The following is a 22713-nucleotide window of genomic DNA, read 5'->3' as shown; positions in this document are numbered from 1 at the left end:
GTTAGGGGCCAATCGTCTTGCGAATAAGGGGAAGTCAGATGTCCGCGCCAAAGAAAGTTGTTCTGGCCTATTCCGGTGGCCTAGATACCTCGATCATTCTGAAATGGTTGCAGACCGAGTATGGCTGTGAGGTCGTCACCTTCACCGCTGATCTGGGTCAGGGTGAGGAACTGGAACCCGCCCGCCAAAAGGCTGAGATGCTGGGGATCAAGCCCGAAAATATCTATATCGAGGACATCCGCGAAGAGTTCGTGCGCGACTTCGTTTTCCCGATGTTCCGTGCAAATGCGCAGTATGAAGGTCTGTACCTGCTGGGCACCTCGATCGCGCGCCCCTTGATCTCGAAACGTCTGGTAGAGATCGCTCGGGAAACTGGTGCCGATGCCGTAGCACATGGCGCGACCGGCAAGGGCAACGATCAGGTTCGCTTTGAATTGGCTGCCTACGCACTGAACCCCGAAATCAAGGTCATCGCCCCGTGGCGCGAGTGGGATTTGACCAGCCGTACCCGTCTGATCGAATGGGCCGAAGCGCATCAGATTCCGATCGCCAAGGACAAACGTGGTGAGGCCCCGTTCTCGGTCGATGCCAACCTGCTGCACACCTCCTCAGAAGGCAAGGTTCTGGAAGACCCCGCCGATATGGCCCCCGACTATGTGTATCAGCGCACCGTCCACCCTGAGGACGCGCCCGATCAGCCCGAATTCATCGAGATCGGTTTCGAAAAGGGCGACGCGGTCAGCATCAATGGCGAAACAATGAGCCCGGCCACCATCCTGACCAAGCTGAACGAATATGGCGGCAAGCACGGCATCGGTCGTCTTGACCTGGTCGAAGGCCGGTTCGTCGGCATGAAATCGCGCGGCATCTACGAAACTCCGGGCGGCACCATCCTGCTGGAAGCACACCGTGGTATTGAATCCATCACCATGGACCGTGGCGCGATGCACCTAAAAGACCAGCTGATGCCGCAGTATGCCGAGCTGATCTACAACGGTTTCTGGTACTCGCCCGAACGCGAGATGCTACAGGCCGCCATCGACAAATCGCAGGAACACGTGACCGGCACCGTGCGGGTGAAACTGTATAAAGGTCTTGCCTCGACCGTGGGCCGCTGGTCCGATCACTCGCTGTATTCCGAGGCGCATGTGACCTTCGAGGAAGACGCCGGTGCCTATGATCAAACCGACGCCGCAGGCTTTATCCAGCTGAACGCGCTGCGTTTGAAACTGCTGGCGGCGCGCGACAAGCGTCTGTCCAAGTAACCTGGCCAACAGCTTAGAATTCGAAACCCCGGCAATCACGCGGTTGCCGGGGTTTTCTTTTGCCCACCGGACCCAGCGTCATGCTTGCCGAATGTGGGGCCATGTCTTTACGCATACGTCAAGTTTGAAAGGACAGACCATGCTGCAAGAGATCGCCGACGGAATTCAAAAAGGGCTGAATGGCAAAAACTTTGACGGATCGCTCAAGTTCGATTGCGGCGACGCGGGTGTGATCGTGCTGGCCGACAATCAGGCTACCACGCAGGATCAGGATACCGATTGCACCATCCGCATCTCGCAGGACAACCTGACCAAGCTGCTCACCGGCAAGCTGAACCCGATGACAGGCGTTGCTTTGGGAAAGCTCAAGATCTCGGGCAATATGGGTGTGGCGATGAAGCTGGGGCAGTTGCTGGGTTAATCGCCTTCCGAGAACACATCAAACGCCTTCAGCGCCTTTGCGCTGTAGGCAAAAGACGGACCGCCGCCCATATAGGTCGCCATTGAGAGCGCCTCGCACAACTCCTCGCGAGTGGCGCCAAGACGCACTAGTGATTTCACGTGAAACCCGATGCAGCTGTCGCAACGTGTGGCGATGGCAATGCCCAGCGCGATGAACTCCTTGGTTTTTTCGCTCAGGGCGCCATCGGTTTTGGCCGCTTTGCCCATCATCCCGAAGCCGCGCACCGTTTCGGGGACCTCTTTCGAGAAGGTGCCGATATTGGCCTCGGTCTCGGCCATGAAGTCTTTCCAGTCCATACTGTGCCTCCTTATCCGCGTTCGTCCGCGCCCATGCGGCGTTCCAGCCAGCGTACCCCTGCGCTGATGATCAAAACCAGGATCAGGTATTCAAATATCAGCAAGGTGTAGATTTCCAGCGGGCGGTATTCCGTCACCACCAGCTCATTCGCGCGGCGGGTCAGTTCCTGCATGCCGATGACACTGGCAAAGGCACTCATCTTGACGATGTAGATGAACTGGTTGGCCAAAGGCGGCAGGATGCGCCGGATCGCTTGCGGCAAGATCACGTAGCGCATCGTTTGCACGTAGTTCAGCCCGATGGTCTGGGCCGCCTCGCGCTGGCCGCGCGCGATGGATTGGATGCCGGCGCGGTAGATCTCGGCCGTGAAGGCACTGTCGGAAATCGCCAGGGTGATGATCGCGCCCCAGAATGGGTCAATCGGGATGTTCAGGCCCATCGACTGGAACACGATCGGCAGTCCGTAGAACACCCAGAACAGCATGGGCAGCAGTGGAATCGCGCGAATGAACTCGACATAGACCCTGTTCAGAAGCCGCCAGCCGCGTTTCTCGGACAGTCCGGGCAAGGCAACCAACAGGCCGATCACAATCGACAGCGCCGCCGCGATCAGAGAGATCAGGATCGTCGCGCCCATGCCTGAGATCAGGAATTTCACATTGGTCCAGCCCGAGTCAGTTCGCGGGTCGATGACATACCAGCCCCATGTCTGGGATGAGGAACAGCCTGCCAGCAGCAGAAGCGGTATGAGGAGAAGTGCTTTTTTCATCATACCCACTCAGTGCTGCAATATCTGGCTGAGGAACTTGCGGCACCGCTCCGAGGTTGGATTGGTGAAGAAATGCTCCGGCTTGCCCTGCTCCACGATCTCGCCCTCATCCATGAAGATCATCTTGTCCGCGACCTTGCGGGCAAACCCCATTTCATGAGTGACCACGACCATGGTCATGCCTTCATGCGCCAGCTCAACCATAACGTCCAGCACCTCGGCGATCATTTCTGGATCGAGGGCCGAAGTCGGCTCATCAAACAAAAGAACTTTCGGCTCCATGCAAAGGGATCGGGCAATGGCGACGCGTTGTTGCTGACCGCCGGACAGTTGGATGGGGCGTTTGTCGGCCTGATCGGGGATGTGAACACGCTCAAGATAATGGCGCGCGCGCTCTTCGGCCTGCGCTCGGCTCAGGCCCCTCGCCTTGATGGGGCCAAGTGTCAAGTTGTCTAGAACGCTCAGATGCGGGAACAGGTTGAACTGCTGAAACACCATGCCGACCTCGGACCGGATCGTGGCTGCGGATCTGGCGTCATCCTTCAGCTCGACGCCGTCAATGCGGATGGTGCCTTTCTGGTGTTTCTCTAGCTGGTTGATACAGCGCACGACCGTGGATTTGCCCGAGCCAGATGGCCCGCAGATCACAACCTTTTCACCACTATTGACCGTAAGGTTGATATTCTTGAGGACATGGAACGTATCGAACCACTTGTTCACATCGACAAGCTCGATGGCGGGGTCTGGCATTGGTCGATCTGTCCCTAGTTTGCGCGGGTGGATTGATTTATTGGGCCTGCGCCCCCTATCCCGCTTAAAACAACGAACTATATATGGCAGCAAGTCCCAGCTGCCACCAACAGGAGAATTAAATGAACACAATCTGGAGAGCAGCCGCAGCCGCTGCGCTTGGTCTGGTCTTGTCAGGCGCAGCCCAGGCGCAATCGGCACTGAACGAAATCCTGGATTCCGGTGTGTTGAAGGTCGGCACGACCGGTGATTGGAACCCGATGTCCCTGCGGGATCCGGCCACGAACAGCTACAAAGGCTATGACATCGACATCATGAACGAACTCGCCGCCGATTTGGGGGTTGAGGTCGAATACGTCCCGACCGATTGGAAAACTCTAGTGAATGGCGTTGTGGCGAAGAAATACCACCTGACTGGCTCGGCCTCGATCTCGCCGCCGCGCATGAAGGTCGCCGGATTCTCGGACAGTTATATCTCGGTTGAGCTGTTCCCTTACACGACCAAGGACAAGGCCGACAAATTCGACGGGTACGAGTCGATCAACCAGCCGGGTGTGACGGTCGCAACAACGCTGGGCACCACCTTTGAAAAGCGCGTCCGCGAGTGGTTCCCGAATGCCGAGATCAAAGTTGTCGAAGCCCCCGCACGTGGTTTTCAAGAGGTGATCGCCGGACGGGCCGATGTGTTCATCACATCGAACATCGAAGGCTCCACCCTGGAAGAGAAGTTCCCGATCGAGCGTGTGAAGAACGCCGGACCACGTTCCCCTTCACCCATCGCAATGATCCTGCCGCAGGACGATCAGGTCTGGATCAACTATGTGAACAACTGGATCGAGGTGAAGAAAGCCCAGGGCTTCTTTGAGGAAAACCAAAAGAAATGGGGTCTGTGATCCTGCCAACGCCCGGCCCCACGGCCGGGCGTTTTCTTGCCGGTCGCGGGGGTAAGTGGGTAAACAGGTCGGTCAATAAACTCAGGTCACCAGCGCGTGACATTCCATGTCAGGTAATTGCAACTTGTTAGAACACCGGTCACCTTGAGTCTCGGAAGGAGACATACCATGACCCGGACTGCATATCTCGACTACCTCAAACCTGCCCTGTTGTTCACCTTGATTGCACTGGCCGCAACCTTGCGCGCCGTTCCGGCCCCGGCTGCAGGGACCGAGACCCTGACGGTTGCCGGCGGATGCTTCTGGTGTGTTGAATCCGATTTCGAATCCGTACCCGGCGTCATAGGCGCTGTGTCCGGGTTCACGGGTGGTTCTGTCTCGAACCCGACATATGATCAGGTGACCAAAGGCGGCACGGGCCACTACGAGGCGGTTCAGATCACGTTTGATCCCGCGCGCGTCTCACGTGAAACGCTTCTGAACATGTTCTTCCGCTCGGTCGACCCCACAGATGCAGGCGGTCAGTTTTGCGATCGTGGAGAGAGCTACCGAACGGCAATTTTCGTGTCTAACGCAGGGGAAAAAGCGCTTGCGCAACAGGCAAAGACCAACGCGCAACGAGCGCTTGGCCAAACGGTCGTAACCCCGATCCTGCAGGAGGGCGCGTTTTATCCGGCCGAGGCATACCATCAGGACTACTACAAAGGCGACAAGCTGGTGTTCACCCGCTTTGGCCCCAAACGCCAGAAGAACGCCTATAAAGCCTACCGCAATGCCTGCGGTCGGGATGCACGGGTGAAGCAGCTTTGGGGAAGTGACGCGCCCTTTGCCGGATCTTAATCCAACTGCGCGTCACGGACTTCCCTCAGATCCGGAATGACATCTGCAGTGCCGTGCCGCGTGACCATCAGGGCCGCGGCGCGGTTCGCTTGTAGAATGGCCTGCTCCATCGGCATGCCACGGTCCATCCCGGCCAGAACGTAGCCGGTAAACGTATCCCCTGCGCCCGTTGTATCCACCGCCTGCACCTTATGCGCGGCGAAATCCACGGGATCACAACCCTGCTGCAGATACCGCGCGCCCCTCGACCCAAGCGTAACGATCACATGGCGCACCGGCAGTTCCGCTGCATCCAACCCGGTTTCCTGCCGCAATTGCTCGGCCTCGACCTCGTTGAGGATCAGGAAATCCAGATAAGGCAGAACCTCTTGCACCGATTGCGCCTGAAACGGCGCGGCGGCGTAGCAAACGGTCAGGCCAAGCTCATGCCCCAGACGGGCCGCTTCGACCTGAGCGTTGGTTTCATTCTGCAAAACCAGAATATCCCCGGTGTTGGCCGAGGCCAGCGCCTGCCCGATCTGCGCTCTATCCAACGCGTGGTTGGCACCGGGGTAAAGGATGATCAGGTTCTCACCCTGCGCGTCCACAGCAATGATCGCGTGACCGGTCGGCACATCCACCTCGGCAATGAACCGCGTGTCGACGCCATATTCAGTCAGTCGATCCTTGGCCCAGCGCCCATCAGGACCGACAGCACCGATATGGCTGACCCGGGATCCCGCGCGCGATCCGGCAACGGACATATTGGCCCCTTTGCCGCCGAGAAACCGCTCTAGCCCCTCTGCCGCCAAGGTCTCACCCGCCGCAGGCAGGTGCGGCAGGCCGTAAACCATGTCGGCATTGATCGATCCCAGGTTCCAGATCGTCATGACTTGCCAATATCGCAGGAGGCCAGAATGGCCATGTTCAGGATATCATTGGCCGTCGACACGGTCGAGCAAATCTGGATCGGTTTATCGACACCAGACAGGATCGGGCCGATCACGGTGGCGCCGCCCATTTCTTGCATCAGTTTGGTCGAGATCGACGCCGAGTGCCGTGCGGGCACGATCAGGATATTGGCCGGCCCGGTCAGGCGCTGGAACGGGTATCCGGCCTGCTGATCCACGTTCAGGGCAACATCGACGGTCATCTCGCCTTCGTATTCGAAATCAACGCCGCGCTGGTCGAGAACCGCAGGCGCGCGGTGCATCTTTTCGGCCCGCTCTGAGACCGGATAGCCAAAGGTCGAGAAGCTGACAAACGCCACGCGGGGTTCAAGCCCCATATGGCGGGCGACGTCGGCCGAGCGTTCAGCGATATTGGCCAAATCGTTCTCATCCGGCCATTCATGCACCAGAGTGTCACCGATCAGAACAATGCGCCCCTTGTGCAGCAACGCAGTCACGCCCGCCGCGCCGTGGGCGGCATCGGCGTCAAATACATGGTTGATCCGGTCCAACACGTGGGCCGATTTGCGCGTCGCCCCCGTTACCAGGCCGTCGCCATGCCCGTGTGCGAGCATCAGGGACGAGAACACATGCCGGTCCCGAGCCGCCAGACGGTGGATATCCTTGGGGTCAAAACCTTTGCGTTGCAAACGGTTATACAGAAAATTCGAATAAGTCTCGAGATGCGAGGTGTTGGCGGCGTTCACCACCTCAAGCTCGCGCACGGCATCGCCCAGACCAGCCTCTTCCAGTTTCTGTTTCACGTCATCTGGACGGCCCACAACCAGCGCCTTGCCAAAGCCCGAGCGCTGATAGGTCACGGCCGCGCGCAACACGCGCGGATCGTCGCCCTCGGCAAAGATCATGCGGCTTTGTGCCTGGCGGGCACGGGCGTTCAGGCCGCGCAGAATGCTGGCGGTCGGATCCATACGGGACTTGAGGCTCAGCTCATACGCCTCCATGTCGATGATCGGACGGCGGGCCGCTCCGGTATCCATCCCGGCCTTTGCCACAGCAGGCGGAATGCGGTGGATCAGGCGCGGGTCAAACGGCGTCGGGATGATGTAGTCGCGGCCAAAGGTCAGCGATTTGCCATAGGCCATGGCGACCTCATCCGGCACATCCTCACGCGCCAGACGGGCCAGAGCATGGGCACAGGCGATCTTCATCTCGTCATTGATGGCGCGCGCATGGATATCCAGCGCACCGCGGAACAGGTAGGGGAAGCCCAGAACGTTGTTCACCTGGTTCGGATAATCGCTGCGACCGGTGGCAACGATCGCATCCACGCGAACCTCATGCGCCTCTTCCGGCGTGATCTCGGGATCCGGGTTCGCCATCGCGAAAATCACCGGATTATCGGCCATGCTGGCAACCATATCCTGCGTCACGGCGCCCTTGACCGAAACGCCCAGGAATACATCCGCACCCTTCATAGCATCTTCAAGCGACCGCAAATCGGTTGAGATCGCATGAGCCGATTTCCACTGGTTCATCCCTTCGGTCCGGCCCTGATAGATCACGCCTTTGGTGTCACAGACGATGCAGTTCTCATGCCGCGCGCCCATCGACTTGAGTAGTTCGATACAGGCAATCCCAGCGGCACCCGCACCGTTCAGCACGATCTTAACGTCTTCAATCTTTTTGCCCGAGATATGCAAAGCGTTCAGCAGACCCGCCGCGCAGATCACCGCCGTGCCGTGCTGGTCATCGTGGAAGACCGGGATATCCATCTCTTCCTTAAGGCGCTGTTCGATGATGAAACATTCCGGCGCCTTGATGTCTTCGAGGTTGATACCACCAAAGGTCGGCCCCATCAGACGAACAGCGCGACAGAACTCATCTGGGTCCTCAGTGTCCAACTCGATATCGATCGAGTTCACGTCGGCGAACCGTTTGAACAGGACGGATTTTCCCTCCATTACCGGCTTCGACCCCAGCGCACCCAGATTGCCAAGACCCAGCACGGCGGTCCCGTTCGAGATCACAGCGACCAAATTGCCCTTGTTGGTATAGTCATAAGCGGTCTCGGGCGCTTCGGCGATTGCTTCACATGGAACAGCGACGCCGGGGCTATAGGCCAGCGAAAGATCGCGCTGTGTGGTCATGGGAACGGTGGCCTGCACCTCCCACTTGCCGGGGGTCGGGTCGAGGTGAAAGGCCAGCGCCTCTTCTTTGGTGATCTTCGCTTTGGGCATCTTAAATGTCGTTTCCATGACTTCGGGGCTGATGCGTCATAGCGCAGCCACGCGCGGGCCTCAACGAGAATGAGTTTTCGGCTTTTACAGAAGATGGGGGATTTGTAAGGTCACGTCCGGAACACGCCAGAAGGGGGCCGCTTTTGTTAACAGTCACGCCGATGATGGCGCAATATCTCGAGATCAAAGAGGCCCATGCCGACGCCCTGCTGTTCTACCGTATGGGCGATTTCTACGAGATGTTCTTCGAGGACGCCGTCAACGCCGCCGAAGCGCTGGACATCGCCCTGACCAAGCGCGGCAAACACAATGGTAACGATATCCCGATGTGTGGTGTCCCGGTGCATGCGGCCGAGGGCTATTTGCTGACCCTCATCCGCAAAGGGTTTCGCGTGGCCGTCTGCGAACAGATGGAAAGCCCGGCGGAAGCGAAGAAAAGAGGCTCTAAATCGGTGGTAAAGCGCGATGTCGTGCGTCTGGTAACGCCCGGCACGCTGACCGAAGACGCCCTGCTGGAAGCCCGCCGCCACAACTTTCTGGCCACTTATGCCGAAGTCCGGGACGAGGCCGCATTGGCCTGGGCCGATATCTCGACCGGGGCGTTTCACGTGATGCCTTTGACCTCCGTGCGGCTCAGCCCCGAGCTGGCCCGGCTCGCCCCATCCGAGCTGATCGTTGCCGACGGAATGGAACAGTCGCTGAACGAAACCGTCCGCGATCTGGGGATTTCGCTGACACCAGTCGGGCGGGCCAGTTTCGACAGTACCGCAGCGGAAAAACGCATCTGCGGGTTGTTTCACGTGGGCGCGCTGGAGGCGTTCGGGTCCTTTGGCCGGGCTGAAGTATCCGCGATGGGTGCCCTGATCGACTATCTTGAGATCACGCAGAAGGGCAAACTGCCCCTCCTGCAAACACCCTTGAAGGAATCCGAAGACCGTGCGGTGCAGATCGATGCCGCCACGCGCCGCAATCTGGAACTAACCCGATCTCTGTCGGGCGGTCGCGCCGGATCGTTGTTGTCGGTGGTTGACCGCACAGTCACGCCGGGCGGGGCACGGTTGCTGGAACAGCGTCTTTCGAGTCCGTCCCGCAATCTGGATGTGATCCATTCCCGTCTGGACGCTGTCAGCTTTGCCGCCGAAGACAACCTGATCGCCTCGGACCTGCGCGAGGCCCTGCGCAAAACCCCCGATCTGGACCGCGCCCTGTCTCGCCTGTCGCTTGAACGTGGCGGGCCTCGCGATCTAGCCGCCATCCGCAACGGCCTGACCCAAGCCGCCGCAATTGCCGGCATCTGCGAGGGACAAGATATGCCGGTCCTGCTGGCAACTGCCTTGCAAAACCTTGTTGGCTTCGACGACCTCCTGAACTTGCTGGATGAGGCTTTGGTGGCCGAACCGCCCCTGCTGGCCCGCGACGGAGGTTTCATCGCTCCCGGTTTTGACCCCGAACTGGACGAAGCGCGCACCCTGCGCGACGAGGGCCGATCTGTCATCGCCGGGTTTCAGCAGAAATATGCGGAACACACGGGCATTACCTCGCTGAAGATCAAGCACAACAACGTCTTGGGCTATTTCATCGAAACCACGGCTACGCATGCCGAGAAGATGCTGAACCCGCCGTTCTCTGAGACCTATATCCATCGCCAAACCACCGCCAACCAAGTGCGGTTTACCACCGTCGAACTCTCGGAGATCGAAACCCGTATCTTGAATGCTGGAAACTTGGCGCTTGAGATCGAAAAGCGGCTCTATAAAAGGCTTTCTGACGAAATTCTGGCTCTCGCCGCCCGCCTCAACCAAGCTGCCAGAGGACTAGCCGAACTTGATTTAACCACAGCCCTTTCCGATCTCGCACGCGGTGAGAACTGGTGCCGCCCACAAGTCGACACCTCGCGCGCCTTTGAGGTTCAGGGCGGACGCCACCCGGTGGTCGAACACGCGCTGCGCCAGCAAATTGGCGATGCCTTCGTCGCAAATGACTGCGATCTCAGTGCCGAAGACGGGGCCGCCATTTGGCTGCTGACCGGGCCCAACATGGCCGGTAAATCAACCTTCCTCCGCCAGAACGCTCTGATCGCCCTACTGGCCCAAATGGGCAGCTACGTCCCTGCGGAACAGGCCCAAATCGGCCTTGTCAGCCAGCTTTTCAGCCGTGTCGGAGCATCAGACGATCTGGCCCGAGGCCGCTCGACCTTCATGGTCGAAATGGTCGAAACTGCCGCCATTCTGAACCAAGCCGATGACCGCGCCCTGGTCATTCTGGATGAAATCGGCCGCGGGACCGCCACCTATGACGGCCTCTCCATCGCCTGGGCCACGCTGGAGCATCTACACGCCGCCAACCAATGCCGTGCCTTGTTTGCCACGCATTACCACGAACTCACCGCGCTGGCTGGAAAGCTCAAAGGCGTCGACAACGCCACCGTCGCCGTGAAGGAATGGGAAGGTGAGGTCATCTTCCTGCACGAGGTCCACAAAGGCGCCGCCGACCGGTCTTACGGTGTGCAGGTCGCCCAACTCGCGGGCCTGCCTGCCTCAGTCGTCGAGCGTGCCCGCATCGTGTTGGATCAACTGGAAAAAACCGAGCGTGAGGGCGGTAAACAAAAATCCCTGATCGACGACCTTCCGCTCTTCTCTGCCGCTCCGTCACCGCTGCCGCCTGCACCGAAAGCCTCACCGGTCGCAGACATGCTGAACGACATCCTGCCAGACGAGCTGACCCCTCGCGAAGCACTCGACCTGATCTACAAACTGAAAGAGGCGGCCAAATCCTGACCGCCCCTTCTTCTGTTCAAAAATACCTCCGCCGGAGGCTTGGCCTCGCAGAGGCCAATCAGCTCGCAGGTGTCGACGACACCCCAACCTGCGCCGGGCGCAGCAAACGGTCGTGCAACATAAACCCTTCAGCCGAAACCTGAATGATGTCCCCGGCGCGCGTTCCCGGCACTGGCGCTTCAAACATCGCTTCATGCACATTCGGATCGAACCGATCCCCAACCTCAGGCGTGATCACTTCGATCCCGTGCTTCTGGAATACGTCCTTCAGCGCGCGCATGGTCAGCTCAACACCTTCTAGCAAACCAGCAGCCACTTCTTTCTGCTCATCGGTCGCTGCTTCAAGTGCGCGCTTCATGTTGTCATAAACCGGCAACATGTCGCGGGCCAGTTTCGACCCACCATATTGCTCCGCGTCCCGGCGGGCCTTGTCGCCACGCTTGCGCGCGTTTTCCGCGTCAGCCAAAGCGCGCATGAACTTGTCTTTGTAGTCATCCCGCTCGGCGCGCAACTCATCCAGTTCCAGCGCTTCATCGCTGATCTCAGCGAACTCTTCGGCCAGTTCTTCCGCTTCGGCCGCCATGATGTCGTCCAGAAATTCTTCGTTCTTGGGCTCTGCCATCTCTTACCCTCTAGCTCCGGTCGGATATCAGCTTGCCGACCAGTTGCGCCGTATAATCCACGATCGGTACGATCCGTCCATAATTCAAACGTGTGGGCCCGATGACCCCAACCGCACCAATTATCTTACGATCAGCGTTCATATAAGGAGACACCACCAAAGAGGAACCCGAAAGTGAGAAAAGTTTGTTCTCGGAGCCAATAAAAATGCGCACACCCTCGCCTTCCTCGGTCAATTCAAGGAATTCGGCAATGTCGCGCTTGCGTTCAAGATCATCGAACAGGGTGCGAATGCGGTCCAACTCCTCGGCCTCACCCGAATCCGCCAAAAGATTCGCCCGACCGCGCACGATTAGGCGGGCTGAGTCGCTTCCATCCCCGTCCCAGGCCGCAATCCCGCTTTCCACCATCTCGCGGGCCAAAACGTCGATCTCTTGCCGACGCGCATCAATCTGCGACAGCATTTGACGGCGCACTTCGCTGAGGGTTCGCCCCTCGATCAGCGCATTCAGGAAATTTGCCGCCTCTCGCATCGAACTGGGCGTCTGACCCGGCGGCGGCGTGAACAGCCGGTTTTCAACATGCCCATCCGAGAACACCAGAACCACCAACGCCCGGTCATGCGCCAAGGAAACGAACTCTATATGCTTGATCTCGGCCTCGTGTTTTGGCGTCAGAACCAGCGAAGCGCCATGTGTCACGTGTGACAAGGCCGAGCCCACGCGATCCAACATTCCGCCAACATCGCCTGCGTTAGAGCCTAAAGTCTCATCCAATTTCTGCCGATCATCGGCACCCAGATCGCCGACCTCAAGCAATCCGTCCACGAACATCCGCAGCCCCTGCTGCGTCGGAATTCGCCCTGCAGACACGTGGGGGCTGTCAAGCAAACCCAGAAACTCGAGATCCTGCATCACGTTGCGCACGGTCGCTGCGCTGACTTTTTCTGAGAGAGTCCGCGTCAGGGTGCGGCTTCCCACCGGCTCACCGCTTTCCAGGTAGCTTTCCACGATCAGCCGAAACACCTCACGCGACCGGTCGTTCATCTCTGACAGAATTCTGCTGGCTTCGCTCATTCTCGGTCCCCTGCTGGACTGCCATTAAATCGCAGGTAAATGAAAGGTCAATCGGGGTTGCATCGTAATGCCGCAGGACGTTATCCCCAACCCAGCAAACAAAGGAATTCCCATGCGACCCTCAGGACGTGATCTAAACGAAATGCGCGCCGTTTCAATCGAGACGGGCTTCACCAAACATGCCGAAGGGTCTTGCCTGATCAAGATGGGCGACACCCATGTGCTGTGCACCGCTACGATCGAGGATCGCGTGCCGCCCTTCATCAAGGGTTCGGGCCTGGGTTGGGTCACTGCCGAATACGGTATGCTGCCCCGCGCAACCAACACACGGATGCGGCGTGAGGCGGCCTCGGGTAAGCAAGGCGGTCGTACCGTTGAAATCCAGCGCCTGATCGGCCGCGCCCTGCGTGCCGGCGTCGACCGGGTTGCATTGGGTGAGCGCCAGATCACCGTCGATTGTGATGTCATCCAGGCGGATGGCGGTACCCGCTGCGCCTCGATCACCGGCGGCTGGGTGGCGCTGCGTCTGGCCGTGAATAAGCTGATGAAAGCGGGCGATGTGATCTCGGATCCCTTGGTAGACCCTGTTGCGGCGGTTTCTTGCGGAATTTACGCCGGTCAGCCAGTGCTGGACCTCGACTACCCCGAAGACAGCGAGGCGGGCGTGGACGGCAACTTCATCATGACCGGCTCGGGCAAACTGATCGAAGTCCAGATGAGCGCCGAAGGCTCGGTCTTCAGCCGCGCAGAGATGGATCAACTGATGGATCTGGCCGAAAAAGGCGCGGGTGAGCTGGCTGCCGCCCAAAAGGCAGCCACCGCATGACCCGCAAGTTCGACGGCGACAGGCTGTTGGTCGCCACACATAACAAAGGCAAGCTTGAGGAGATGGCACATCTCCTCAACCCCTTTGGCGTGACCGTGGTTGGCGCGGCAGAAATGAACCTGCCCGAACCGGACGAGACTGAAGATACCTTTGTCGGCAATGCCCGGATTAAAGCGCATGCTGCCGCCAAGGCCACCGGCCTGCCTGCCCTGTCGGACGATTCCGGGATCACCATCGACGCGCTGGACGGTGCGCCGGGCGTCTATACGGCCGACTGGGCCGAAACCGACAATGGCCGAGATTTCATGATGGCCATGACCCGTGCACATGACGAACTAGAGGCCAAGAACGCAGCGCATCCGCGCACCGCGCAATTTCGCTGCACGCTGGTTCTGGCCTGGCCCGACGGTCATGATGAAGTGTTCGAAGGCATCGCACCCGGTCATCTCGTCTGGCCAATCCGAGGTAAGGACGGCTTCGGGTATGACCCTATGTTTGTCCCCGAAGGTCACGACATTACCTTTGCCGAGATGGATCGTTGGGAAAAGAACAAGATCAGCCATCGCGGCCGCGCGGTGGAGATGTTCGTGAAGGGCTGCTTTGACGGATGATTGGCGCAATGGGGGCTTTGGCCTGTATGTGCATTGGCCCTTTTGCGAGGCCAAGTGCCCCTATTGCGATTTCAACAGCCATGTTTCTAAAAATATTAATCAAAAACAATGGCTTGATGCTTATCTAGCCGAACTGCGCCGCTCGGCCAGTGAAACGCCTAACAGGGTTCTCAATACGATCTTTTTTGGCGGTGGCACCCCGTCATTGATGAACCCCGACACCGTTTTAGCCGTCATTGACGAAGCCCGCAGCCTCTGGCGACCCGCCAACGACATGGAAATATCGCTCGAGGCAAACCCTGGCTCGGTCGATGCTGGGCGTTTTGCCGCCTATCGTGACGCTGGCGTCAATCGGATTTCGATGGGTGTGCAGGCGCTGAACGATGAAGACCTCCGCCGCTTGGGCCGCATCCACACCGTCTCCGAAGCACGCGCCGCTTTCGACATCGCGCGCGCCTGTTTCGACCGCGTCAGTTTTGACCTGATCTATGCGCGCCAACACCAAACCCTTGAAGCTTGGCAGGCCGAGTTGACCGAAGCACTGTCAATGGCTGTCGATCACCTGTCGCTCTATCAGCTGACGATCGAGGAAGGCACCGCCTTTGGGGATCGCTATGCAGTCGGTAAATTGCGCGGTTTGCCCGAGGATGACCACGCTGCTGACATGTATCTGGTGACGCAAGAGATCTGCGAGGCGCACGGCCTACCAGCCTATGAAGTCTCCAACCATGCCCGCCCCGGCGCCGAGTCGCAGCACAACAAGATCTATTGGCGCTACGGCGACTATATTGGGATCGGACCTGGCGCGCATGGTCGTGTCACTTTGAACAGGCGTAAATTCGCGACGGAGACCCATTTGTCGCCAAATACTTGGCTAAAGGCGGTTTCCAACGGATCCGGAGAAAGTGATCGAACTGAGGTTCTTCCAGTCGAACAGGCAGCTGAATACCTTATGATGTGTATCCGACTCACTGAAGGCCTAGATATGGAAAGGTTTAGCGCTCTCTCCGGACACCCTCTTCCCAATGATAAACTCGTCTCTCTGTCTGACCTTGGCATGATCGAGCTGTCAAACACGCGCCTAAGGGCAACCAAAGACGGGCGTGCCGTTCTGAACGCGGTGATCCGCGAGTTGTTGGAGTAACCGATGCAGTACCTTTGGGCCGGTCTTGGTTTGCTCTGCGTCGCGCTCGCCATGGTCGGAGTGGTCTTGCCGCTTCTCCCAACCGTTCCCTTTCTGCTGCTGGCGGCGTTTTTCTTTGCCCGCTCATCGTCCCGGCTTCACAATTGGCTTCTAACACATCAGGTGTTTGGTCCGATGATTATCGATTGGCAAAGCTCCGGCGCGATCCGCCCGAGCGCAAAAAAGGCGGCCACCGTGTCGGTTGCCGCCGTTTTTGGTATCTCGGTTCTGCTGTCTTTACCGTCCCATGTCCTGATCATTCAGGCCGTGGTTCTGTCCGGCGTCATGATCTTTATCTGGACCCGCCCTAACGGCTGAGCTTGGCGCAAAGATCGTCCAACTGATCCAGGTTTTCATAGGTCAAAACAACCTGACCCGTTTCTGTCCCTGCCTTGTGATTGATCGAAACCTTCATAGCCAAAATGGCCGAGAGGTCTTTCTCCAACGCGCGGGTATCTGCATCTTTGCCTGCATTCAGATCCCGAGGCTTCGGTGCGGGACGATCACCTGAGGCCTGCTGTTGCTTTTTCACCAGGGCTTCTGTGGCTCGCACCGAAAGCCCCTCTTTCACGACCTGTTTGGCCAGCTCGGATGGTTTCTCAGCTGTGATCAAAGCTCGTGCATGGCCCGCGGACAATTTCCCTTCGATCACAAGGGTTTGCACATCCATTGGTAGAGACAAAAGCCGCAAGAGGTTAGCGATATGGCTGCGACTTTTGCCCAAAGCCTCGGCCAGTTTTTCCTGCGTGTGGCCGAAACGATCCATGAGCTGCTTGTAACCAGCCGCTTCTTCGACGGAATTCAGGTCCGCCCGTTGGATATTCTCAATAATCGCGACTTCCAGAACTTCGGTATCATCAAAGTCGCGAATAATAACTGGAATATCATGCAGTTGCGCCATCTGCGCTGCACGCCAACGGCGTTCCCCCGCAACGATTTCATACTCTCCGGCTCCGATCGACCGCACGATCAATGGTTGGATGATTCCCTTTTCCTTAACCGAGGATGCCAACTCATCCAGTTGTTCAGGCTGGAAAGTCCGGCGCGGCTGGTTTGGGTTCGCCTTCAGCTTTTCGATGGGAACCGTCATATCTGGCCGGCGCGGCTCAGCTGGTGAGCGTCCATCCGTTTCCTGCGTGACATCCGCCATAAGGGCCGAAAGACCACGACCAAGACCCCTGGGTTTCGCTTTTTTGGCGCTCATGTCGCCCTCCTCATTGTCGCTTAAGCGGCGACTTTGTTGTTCTTTTGCATGACTTCGCGGGCCAGATGGCGATATGCCATCGCCCCAAGCGAGCCCGAGTCATATTGCAAAACTGGCAACGCGTAAGATGGTGCCTCACTGACCCGCACATTTCTGGGTATCTTGGTCTTAAAGACCATCTCACCCAAATTGTCACGCGCGTCTTTTTCGACCTGACGGGACAAGTTGTTGCGGTTGTCATACATTGTCAACACAATACCTTCGATTCTCAGATCCGGGTTCGCAGTTTGGCGAACCTCTCGGATCGTCAGCATCAGCTGAGACAAACCCTCCAGAGCGAAGAACTCGCTCTGCAATGGAACAAGAACCGAATGCGAGGCGACCATCGCGTTCACCGTCAGCAGGTTCAAGGACGGTGGGCAGTCAATCAACACGAAATCCAGCTCGAATCCATCTATTGAGGTTTGTCGCAATGCATCATGCAACAAGTAGCTGCGTTTTTCGTTCGAAATCAGTTCGATATCCGCCGAACTCAGATCGACAGTGGCCGGAATGACGAAAAGACCACCTATCTCAGTCTCTTGTATGACCGCCTCGAGCGGTGCGTCGTCCAAAATAAGATCGTACGTGGTCCAATCTCGGTCTTCGACACCCAATCCAGTCGACGCGTTGCCCTGCGGATCGAGATCAACAACCAGAACCCGGCAGCCAGCTTCGGCCAAACCCGCAGCCAGATTGATCGCCGTCGTGGTTTTCCCAACTCCGCCCTTCTGATTGGCAACCGCAATTATCCGGGGCCCTGAAGGACGAGAAAGATCAACCACGAGATACTCCTTTGATTTTAAGGATTACGGCTTGGGGCTCTGTTAAACTTGTAATCGGCTCAACATCGAATTTCCATTCTTCCTGAGCCTCTGACAGTTCTTTTTTCCAGTTCGCGCCTTTCGGCAACAAAGCAGTTCCGTTCTCGCTTAAATGCCTGTCACAAAAGGACAATAATGTGCGCAGATCTGCCAAAGCACGGGCCGATAGAATATCCGCTTCAAGTGGCTCAACGGATTCGATTCGCTTTGAGATGACCTGACACGTCACCCCGCATTCGCGAGCAACGTTCCTCAGGAATGCTGATTTTCTCTGATCACTTTCAACAAATTGGAAACGGGTGTTTGGCGACTCTTCCAGTGCCATAATCGCACACACCATCCCCGGAAATCCGCCTCCAGTTCCGATATCAACCCAGGTTTCTGCGGCCATTGCACATCGGAATACCTGGACGGAATCCAGAATATGTCGATCCCAGATATCCTCCAGACTGTTCCTTGAGACTAGATTGATCTTGGGATTCCAACGCTTCAGCAGCTCCACATACGTATCCAGCCGGTCGAATGTTTCACGTGAAACATCGAACTTGGAAAATTCAGGCTTCATGCTTGTTTAACTTTTTGATCGCGCCGAAGTTTTGCCAAAACCAAGGTCAAGGCCGCGGGTGTAACGCCTTCTACCCTACTGGCCTGAGCAATATTTCCGGGTTTTGTCTGAGACAGCTTTTGCTTCATTTCAGATGAAAGGCCATCTAAAGCAAAATAGTCGAAATCCCTGGGAATCTGATAGGATTCATCCCTCTTCATCGCTTCGACATCCCGCTGCTGCCGTGCGATGTAGTTTGCGTAAAGCGCATCCCTAGCGACCTGAAGCCGGATATCTGGCGTCACCATATCCAGCTCGGGTATCAAGGGCAGCAGGTCCTCAAAAGCCACATCCGGAAAAGCCAGAATCGCCATGCCATCACGCCTATTGCCGTCCTGATTAACATTGATGCCAGCGGCCAAAACCTCTTTTGGCGTATAGGTTTTTTCGCTCAAAAGCGATTTCGCGTCGCTCAATTGATCCATCTTTTCTGTGAAAGCTTGTCGACGCCTGCTTCCAACGCAACTCAACTGCAATCCGATAGGCGTCAAACGCTGATCAGCATTATCTGCTCGAAGCGACAATCTGAATTCAGCGCGAGAGGTGAACATTCGATACGGTTCAGCAACGCCTCGGGTGGTAAGATCATCTATCATGACACCGATATAGCTATCGGCGCGGGTGAAATGGACCGGGTCTTTACCTTGAACAGCCAAAGCCGCATTGAGACCAGCAACCATACCCTGAGCGGCAGCTTCCTCATATCCTGTGGTTCCGTTGATCTGACCCGCTAAATATAGGCCTGGAATCTCGGGCAAGGCCAAAGTCGCTGATAGGACACGGGGGTCTATATAGTCGTACTCGATGGCGTAACCGGGTTGAAGAATATCAGCATTCTCCAGACCTTTTATCGAACGAACATATTGTAGCTGCACATCCTGCGGCAGAGACGTTGAAATACCGTTGGGGTATATCGTGTGATCATTCACCCCTTCGGGCTCAAGGAAGATCTGGTGCGAATCTTTCTCTGCAAATCGAACAATCTTGTCTTCGATCGACGGGCAGTATCTTGGACCGACTCCATCGATTTGGCCGCCATACATTGCTGACTTGCTTAGGTTCTTTTCAATTATTTCATGTGTCTGAGCATTCGTATGGGTAATCCCACACGAAATCTGAGGCGCAACAACTGAAGTCGATAGGAACGAGAACAAGGTTGGCTCGTCGTCGCCGTCCTGACGCTCCAACCCTGACCAATCAATTGTGCGTCCATCCAGCCTCGGTGGGGTTCCCGTCTTCAACCGTCCAGTTGGAAGGTCATATGCATCCAAACGTTCCGCCAATCTGACAGAAGGGCGATCTCCCATGCGACCTCCGGGTCGCGAGACATCTCCGATGTGAATGACACCTCGAAGGAACGTGCCGGACGTAAGAATGACAGACTTTGTCGAGATTTCTGATCCGTCGCCCAACCTAACGCCGGCAACTCGATCCTGATTCATCAGAAAGTCTACGACTTCGCCAACAATAACAGACAGGTTTTCTTGCCTATCCGTTTCCTTTTGCATCGCAGCTCGGTAAAGCGCCCTATCCGCTTGCGTCCTTGGACCTTGTACAGCTGGCCCTTTGCGACGGTTCAACAGTCGGAACTGGATCCCTGCCTGGTCTGCAACACGACCCATGACGCCGTCCAGGGCATCTATCTCGCGAACCAAGTGGCCTTTTCCCAGACCTCCGATTGCAGGATTGCAGGACATCACACCGATATCTGCGGCGGATAACGTGACCAATGCTGTCGAAACGCCCATTCTGGCTGCAGCATGCGCAGCCTCGGTGCCCGCGTGCCCCGCGCCAATGACGACTACATCGAAGTCTGAATGTTTCACGTGAAACACTCCTTATTTTCCCAGGCAGAAACTCGAGAATATTTCATCCAATAGATCCTCGACACCTATTCTGCCCACCAAAGTTTCAAGTGCGCGGATCGCAGTGCGCATCTCTTCTGCTGCTATATCATACAGGTCCGGACCCGATTCCAGAACCGACATTGCCGCAGTCAGAGCGTCCAGTGCTTTAGTCAAAGCAATGCGATGGCGTTCTCGTATCGCAATACCATGGCTAGTGGTTCGATCACTCAGTACACGCGATATGTTGGATATCAGCTGATCAATCCCCTGACCCGTTTTCCCGGAAACCCCACCGACTTGGGGTCTACGAAGATCCGCTTTCGGTGCCACCTGAATATCATCCGGCTGAATATCTACACCAAGATGCAACGGTTCGTCAGACAGGAACACACGCAGATCGGCAGCTTCAGCGCGTTTCTTAGCCAGTGCGATACCAAGGCTTTCGACGTGGTCATCGGTGTCGCGTAGCCCGGCGGTGTCCAGAAGTGTCACCGGAAGCCCTGCCAGATCCATACGAACCTCAATGACGTCCCGCGTTGTCCCGGCATATTCTGATGTTATCGCGGCATCTCGACCTGCCAAAGCATTCAGCAAGGTAGACTTGCCCGCGTTGGGAAGGCCGACGATTGCAACTTCGAACCCGGTTCGGATGCGTTCCGCGATCTGAACGCCATCTGCTTCGCGCTTCAAATCCGCCATGACGCCCGAGATCAACTCGCGCACCTCGGGAGTGACATCGGTTGGAACCTCTTCATCAGCAAAGTCGATTAAGGCCTCCAACAGAGAAGCCGCTCGGATCAGGTCCCTCCTCCATCGCTCGGCAAGTTTTCCCAACTCACCAGCGAGGATCGTTTGCGCCTGTTTGCGTTGGGCTTCCGTCTCGGCGTCGATCAAATCGGCAAGGCCTTCGACCTGGGCCAAATCCATCTTACCGTTTTCCAACGCACGGCGGGTGAACTCTCCCGGATCGGCAAGGCGCAAACCGTCCGTTTCCGACAAGCAGCGCATGACAGCATTAACCGAGGCCGTACTTCCGTGAATCTGCAACTCAGCTACATCTTCACCGGTGAAGCTAGCCGGAGCCTTGAAGGTCAGCACCAGACCATCATCCAGACGAGCACCGTCAGCATCCCGCAAAACCCGCAGAGACATCCCACGCGCCGGAAGCGCGCCGCCAGTCATCCCAGCCGCGGCACTATGCGCGTCAGGACCAGAGAGGCGGATGACCGCCACCCCTGCTTTGCCTTGCGCGCTGGCCAAGGCGAATATCGTATCCATTCGAAGGCCTCGCGTCAGTTAAGACCTGTGTCAGGTGTTCATCGAATCGAAGAACTCGCCGTTTGTCTTCGTCTGTTTCAACTTGGACAACAGGAACTCGATTGCATCGGTGGTCCCCATCGGGTTGAGGATACGGCGCAGAACGAAGGTCTTGGCCAGATCGCCCTTGTCCACCAGCAGGTCCTCTTTCCGGGTACCAGATTTAAGGATGTCGATGGCCGGGAATACACGCTTGTCTGCAATCTTCCGATCCAGAACGATTTCCGAGTTACCTGTGCCTTTGAATTCTTCGAAGATCACCTCGTCCATCCGGCTGCCGGTATCGATCAGCGCAGTAGCGATGATGGTCAGCGAGCCACCCTCTTCAATGTTCCGCGCGGCACCAAAGAACCGCTTGGGCCGTTGCAGAGCATTCGCATCCACACCGCCGGTCAGAACTTTACCCGAAGAAGGCACAACAGTGTTAAAAGCCCTACCAAGTCTTGTGATCGAGTCGAGAAGAATAACAACATCTCGTTTATGTTCGACCAGACGCTTGGCTTTTTCGATCACCATTTCGGACACGGCGACGTGGCGCGTTGCAGGTTCGTCAAAGGTCGAGGACACAACTTCACCCTTCACCGAGCGCTGCATGTCCGTCACCTCTTCCGGGCGTTCGTCGATCAGCAGGACGATCAGGTAGCACTCCGGGTGGTTCTGTTCGATAGAATGCGCGATGTTCTGCAGGATCACCGTTTTACCGGTCCGCGGCGGAGCCACGATCAGCGACCGCTGGCCTTTACCGATGGGTGAGACCAGATCGATCACACGGGCCGACTTGTCTTTGATGGTCGGATCTTCAATCTCCATCTTCAGACGTTCATCCGGGTAAAGTGGCGTCAAGTTATCGAACAGGATCTTGTGCTTGGCCTTCTCTGGATCTTCAAAGTTGATCTTGGTGACCTTGGTTAGCGCAAAGTAACGCTCGCTATCGTCGGGCGCTTTGATTTCACCTTCAACGGTGTCACCGGTTCGCAGCGAGTGCTGACGGATCATGTCAGGCGAGACATAGATGTCGTCCGGACCCGGCAGATAGTTCGCCTCAGGCGAACGCAAGAAGCCGAAGCCGTCTTGCAGGACCTCAAGAACGCCATCACCGCCAACAGTCCAGCCCTCATCCGCGCGTTCGCGCAGGATCTGGAACATCATCTCGCCTTTACGCATGGTCGAGGCGTTTTCGATCTCCAGCTCTTCGGCCATCGCCAGAAGGTCTTTGGGGCTCTTGGCTTTCAGATCGGCCAGATTCAGGGATTCATTAGACATGATGCATACCTTCACCGCGGACTGCGGTTCGAAGTGGAATTTTAGTACGGAAAAGACGCCGCCCGGACGGGCGTGTTGACCCCTACATAGTTGCGTCGATCTACGGAGTCAAACAGG

Annotated in this window: 22 protein-coding genes; 9 read left to right on the top strand and 13 right to left on the bottom strand. The window is 57.1% G+C overall.

Annotated elements, in window-relative coordinates:
- Positions 1-38: 38 nt before the first annotated feature.
- Both ACR0J4_RS16895 and ACR0J4_RS16890 read left to right on the top strand, forming a co-directional pair.
- On the top strand, positions 39-1265 hold the full coding sequence (locus ACR0J4_RS16895) for an argininosuccinate synthase (protein ID WP_170550793.1): 1227 nt from the start codon (positions 39-41) through the stop codon (positions 1263-1265).
- Positions 1266-1404: 139 nt separating this feature from the next.
- Positions 1405-1686, top strand: coding sequence for an SCP2 sterol-binding domain-containing protein (locus ACR0J4_RS16890; protein WP_170550796.1), 282 nt, complete (start codon positions 1405-1407; stop codon positions 1684-1686).
- On the opposite strand, the gene ACR0J4_RS16885 is transcribed toward ACR0J4_RS16890, so the two are convergent.
- The 3 genes from ACR0J4_RS16885 to ACR0J4_RS16875 are packed head-to-tail and all read right to left on the bottom strand — an operon-like array spanning position 1683 to position 3544.
- Positions 1683-2024, bottom strand: a complete 342-nt coding sequence (locus ACR0J4_RS16885; RefSeq protein WP_170380219.1) for a carboxymuconolactone decarboxylase family protein — start codon at positions 2022-2024, stop codon at positions 1683-1685. The genes ACR0J4_RS16890 and ACR0J4_RS16885 overlap by 4 nt on opposite strands.
- An 11-nt stretch (positions 2025-2035) precedes the next feature.
- Positions 2036-2794 carry an amino acid ABC transporter permease gene (locus ACR0J4_RS16880; RefSeq protein ID WP_170380218.1) on the bottom strand — a complete coding sequence of 253 codons (759 nt, stop codon included), beginning with the start codon at positions 2792-2794 and terminating at the stop codon, positions 2036-2038.
- Between the two features lie 9 nt (positions 2795-2803).
- On the bottom strand, positions 2804-3544 hold the full coding sequence (locus ACR0J4_RS16875) for an amino acid ABC transporter ATP-binding protein (protein WP_170643426.1): 741 nt from the start codon (positions 3542-3544) through the stop codon (positions 2804-2806).
- 122 nt (positions 3545-3666) lie between these two features.
- Between ACR0J4_RS16875 and ACR0J4_RS16870 the strand changes: the two genes are divergently transcribed.
- A complete protein-coding gene (locus tag ACR0J4_RS16870; protein WP_170380216.1) occupies positions 3667-4437 on the top strand; it encodes a transporter substrate-binding domain-containing protein in 771 nt (256 codons plus the stop codon).
- Positions 4438-4605: 168 nt separating this feature from the next.
- Positions 4606-5277: a peptide-methionine (S)-S-oxide reductase MsrA gene (gene msrA / locus ACR0J4_RS16865; RefSeq protein WP_170643425.1), complete on the top strand. Its 672-nt coding sequence runs from the start codon at positions 4606-4608 to the stop codon at positions 5275-5277.
- Here the strand turns inward: msrA and ACR0J4_RS16860 are convergent.
- Both ACR0J4_RS16860 and ACR0J4_RS16855 read right to left on the bottom strand, forming a co-directional pair.
- A complete protein-coding gene (locus tag ACR0J4_RS16860; RefSeq protein WP_170643424.1) occupies positions 5274-6146 on the bottom strand; it encodes a ribokinase in 873 nt (290 codons plus the stop codon). The two genes, msrA and ACR0J4_RS16860, sit on opposite strands and share 4 nt — an antisense overlap.
- Positions 6143-8404, bottom strand: a complete 2262-nt coding sequence (locus ACR0J4_RS16855) for an NADP-dependent malic enzyme (RefSeq protein WP_170643423.1) — start codon at positions 8402-8404, stop codon at positions 6143-6145. The genes ACR0J4_RS16860 and ACR0J4_RS16855 overlap by 4 nt, the downstream gene beginning before the upstream one ends.
- Before the next feature lie 161 nt (positions 8405-8565).
- Here ACR0J4_RS16855 and mutS point away from each other — a divergent pair, with 161 nt between their 5' ends.
- A complete protein-coding gene (gene mutS / locus ACR0J4_RS16850; protein WP_170643492.1) occupies positions 8566-11181 on the top strand; it encodes a DNA mismatch repair protein MutS in 2616 nt (871 codons plus the stop codon).
- 58 nt (positions 11182-11239) lie between these two features.
- Here mutS and ACR0J4_RS16845 read toward each other — a convergent pair whose 3' ends face one another.
- Positions 11240-11803 (bottom strand): nucleotide exchange factor GrpE, encoded by a 564-nt coding sequence (locus ACR0J4_RS16845; protein WP_170470713.1) that lies wholly within the window; start codon positions 11801-11803, stop codon positions 11240-11242.
- Between the two features lie 10 nt (positions 11804-11813).
- Positions 11814-12878 carry a heat-inducible transcriptional repressor HrcA gene (gene hrcA, locus ACR0J4_RS16840; protein WP_170470711.1) on the bottom strand — a complete coding sequence of 355 codons (1065 nt, stop codon included), beginning with the start codon at positions 12876-12878 and terminating at the stop codon, positions 11814-11816.
- A 112-nt stretch (positions 12879-12990) separates the two neighbouring features.
- Between hrcA and rph the strand changes: the two genes are divergently transcribed.
- From rph to ACR0J4_RS16820, 4 genes are read left to right on the top strand one after another with little or no spacing between them, the layout of a single operon-like run.
- Positions 12991-13704: a ribonuclease PH gene (gene rph / locus ACR0J4_RS16835; RefSeq protein ID WP_170643422.1), complete on the top strand. Its 714-nt coding sequence runs from the start codon at positions 12991-12993 to the stop codon at positions 13702-13704.
- A complete protein-coding gene (rdgB, locus tag ACR0J4_RS16830; protein WP_170550816.1) occupies positions 13701-14315 on the top strand; it encodes an RdgB/HAM1 family non-canonical purine NTP pyrophosphatase in 615 nt (204 codons plus the stop codon). The genes rph and rdgB overlap by 4 nt, the downstream gene beginning before the upstream one ends.
- The gene (hemW, locus tag ACR0J4_RS16825) at positions 14305-15459 is read left to right on the top strand and encodes a radical SAM family heme chaperone HemW (protein ID WP_170643421.1); all 1155 of its coding nucleotides are present in this window, start codon (positions 14305-14307) and stop codon (positions 15457-15459) included. The genes rdgB and hemW overlap by 11 nt, the downstream gene beginning before the upstream one ends.
- A gap of 3 nt (positions 15460-15462) precedes the next feature.
- The gene (locus ACR0J4_RS16820; RefSeq protein ID WP_170643420.1) at positions 15463-15816 is read left to right on the top strand and encodes a YbaN family protein; all 354 of its coding nucleotides are present in this window, start codon (positions 15463-15465) and stop codon (positions 15814-15816) included.
- Here ACR0J4_RS16820 and ACR0J4_RS16815 read toward each other — a convergent pair.
- From ACR0J4_RS16815 to rho, 6 genes are read right to left on the bottom strand one after another with little or no spacing between them, the layout of a single operon-like run.
- Positions 15806-16702 (bottom strand): ParB/RepB/Spo0J family partition protein, encoded by an 897-nt coding sequence (locus tag ACR0J4_RS16815; RefSeq protein WP_170470703.1) that lies wholly within the window; start codon positions 16700-16702, stop codon positions 15806-15808. The two genes, ACR0J4_RS16820 and ACR0J4_RS16815, sit on opposite strands and share 11 nt — an antisense overlap.
- Positions 16703-16722: 20 nt before the next feature.
- The gene (locus tag ACR0J4_RS16810) at positions 16723-17526 is read right to left on the bottom strand and encodes a ParA family protein (RefSeq protein ID WP_170643419.1); all 804 of its coding nucleotides are present in this window, start codon (positions 17524-17526) and stop codon (positions 16723-16725) included.
- Positions 17519-18130, bottom strand: a complete 612-nt coding sequence (gene rsmG / locus ACR0J4_RS16805) for a 16S rRNA (guanine(527)-N(7))-methyltransferase RsmG (RefSeq protein WP_170643418.1) — start codon at positions 18128-18130, stop codon at positions 17519-17521. The genes ACR0J4_RS16810 and rsmG overlap by 8 nt, the downstream gene beginning before the upstream one ends.
- On the bottom strand, positions 18127-19995 hold the full coding sequence (gene mnmG / locus ACR0J4_RS16800; RefSeq protein WP_170643417.1) for a tRNA uridine-5-carboxymethylaminomethyl(34) synthesis enzyme MnmG: 1869 nt from the start codon (positions 19993-19995) through the stop codon (positions 18127-18129). Before mnmG ends, rsmG begins: the two co-directional genes overlap by 4 nt.
- Positions 19996-20007: 12 nt before the next feature.
- Positions 20008-21294, bottom strand: coding sequence for a tRNA uridine-5-carboxymethylaminomethyl(34) synthesis GTPase MnmE (mnmE, locus tag ACR0J4_RS16795; protein ID WP_170643416.1), 1287 nt, complete (start codon positions 21292-21294; stop codon positions 20008-20010).
- Between the two features lie 30 nt (positions 21295-21324).
- Positions 21325-22596, bottom strand: coding sequence for a transcription termination factor Rho (rho, locus tag ACR0J4_RS16790; protein WP_170462843.1), 1272 nt, complete (start codon positions 22594-22596; stop codon positions 21325-21327).
- Between the last annotated feature and the right edge of the window lie 117 nt (positions 22597-22713).

The organism is Ruegeria sp. B10, from assembly GCF_056539825.1.
Note: the sequence above shows the minus strand (reverse complement) of the source record. Positions and strands in the feature narration are given on the sequence as shown.

Coding starts and splice junctions, on each gene's coding strand:
- rho (WP_170462843.1), bottom strand. CDS start 22,596: ATGTCTAATGAATCCCTGAATCTGGCCGATCTGAAAGCCAAGAGCCCC.
- ACR0J4_RS16880 (WP_170380218.1), bottom strand. CDS start 2,794: ATGAAAAAAGCACTTCTCCTCATACCGCTTCTGCTGCTGGCAGGCTGT.
- mnmE (WP_170643416.1), bottom strand. CDS start 21,294: ATGGATACGATATTCGCCTTGGCCAGCGCGCAAGGCAAAGCAGGGGTG.
- rsmG (WP_170643418.1), bottom strand. CDS start 18,130: ATGAAGCCTGAATTTTCCAAGTTCGATGTTTCACGTGAAACATTCGAC.
- mutS (WP_170643492.1), top strand. CDS start 8,566: ATGATGGCGCAATATCTCGAGATCAAAGAGGCCCATGCCGACGCCCTG.
- ACR0J4_RS16885 (WP_170380219.1), bottom strand. CDS start 2,024: ATGGACTGGAAAGACTTCATGGCCGAGACCGAGGCCAATATCGGCACC.
- ACR0J4_RS16845 (WP_170470713.1), bottom strand. CDS start 11,803: ATGGCAGAGCCCAAGAACGAAGAATTTCTGGACGACATCATGGCGGCC.
- ACR0J4_RS16855 (WP_170643423.1), bottom strand. CDS start 8,404: ATGCCCAAAGCGAAGATCACCAAAGAAGAGGCGCTGGCCTTTCACCTC.
- ACR0J4_RS16870 (WP_170380216.1), top strand. CDS start 3,667: ATGAACACAATCTGGAGAGCAGCCGCAGCCGCTGCGCTTGGTCTGGTC.
- rdgB (WP_170550816.1), top strand. CDS start 13,701: ATGACCCGCAAGTTCGACGGCGACAGGCTGTTGGTCGCCACACATAAC.
- ACR0J4_RS16860 (WP_170643424.1), bottom strand. CDS start 6,146: ATGACGATCTGGAACCTGGGATCGATCAATGCCGACATGGTTTACGGC.
- rph (WP_170643422.1), top strand. CDS start 12,991: ATGCGACCCTCAGGACGTGATCTAAACGAAATGCGCGCCGTTTCAATC.
- msrA (WP_170643425.1), top strand. CDS start 4,606: ATGACCCGGACTGCATATCTCGACTACCTCAAACCTGCCCTGTTGTTC.
- ACR0J4_RS16895 (WP_170550793.1), top strand. CDS start 39: ATGTCCGCGCCAAAGAAAGTTGTTCTGGCCTATTCCGGTGGCCTAGAT.
- ACR0J4_RS16820 (WP_170643420.1), top strand. CDS start 15,463: ATGCAGTACCTTTGGGCCGGTCTTGGTTTGCTCTGCGTCGCGCTCGCC.
- hrcA (WP_170470711.1), bottom strand. CDS start 12,878: ATGAGCGAAGCCAGCAGAATTCTGTCAGAGATGAACGACCGGTCGCGT.
- ACR0J4_RS16890 (WP_170550796.1), top strand. CDS start 1,405: ATGCTGCAAGAGATCGCCGACGGAATTCAAAAAGGGCTGAATGGCAAA.
- ACR0J4_RS16815 (WP_170470703.1), bottom strand. CDS start 16,702: ATGAGCGCCAAAAAAGCGAAACCCAGGGGTCTTGGTCGTGGTCTTTCG.
- ACR0J4_RS16875 (WP_170643426.1), bottom strand. CDS start 3,544: ATGCCAGACCCCGCCATCGAGCTTGTCGATGTGAACAAGTGGTTCGAT.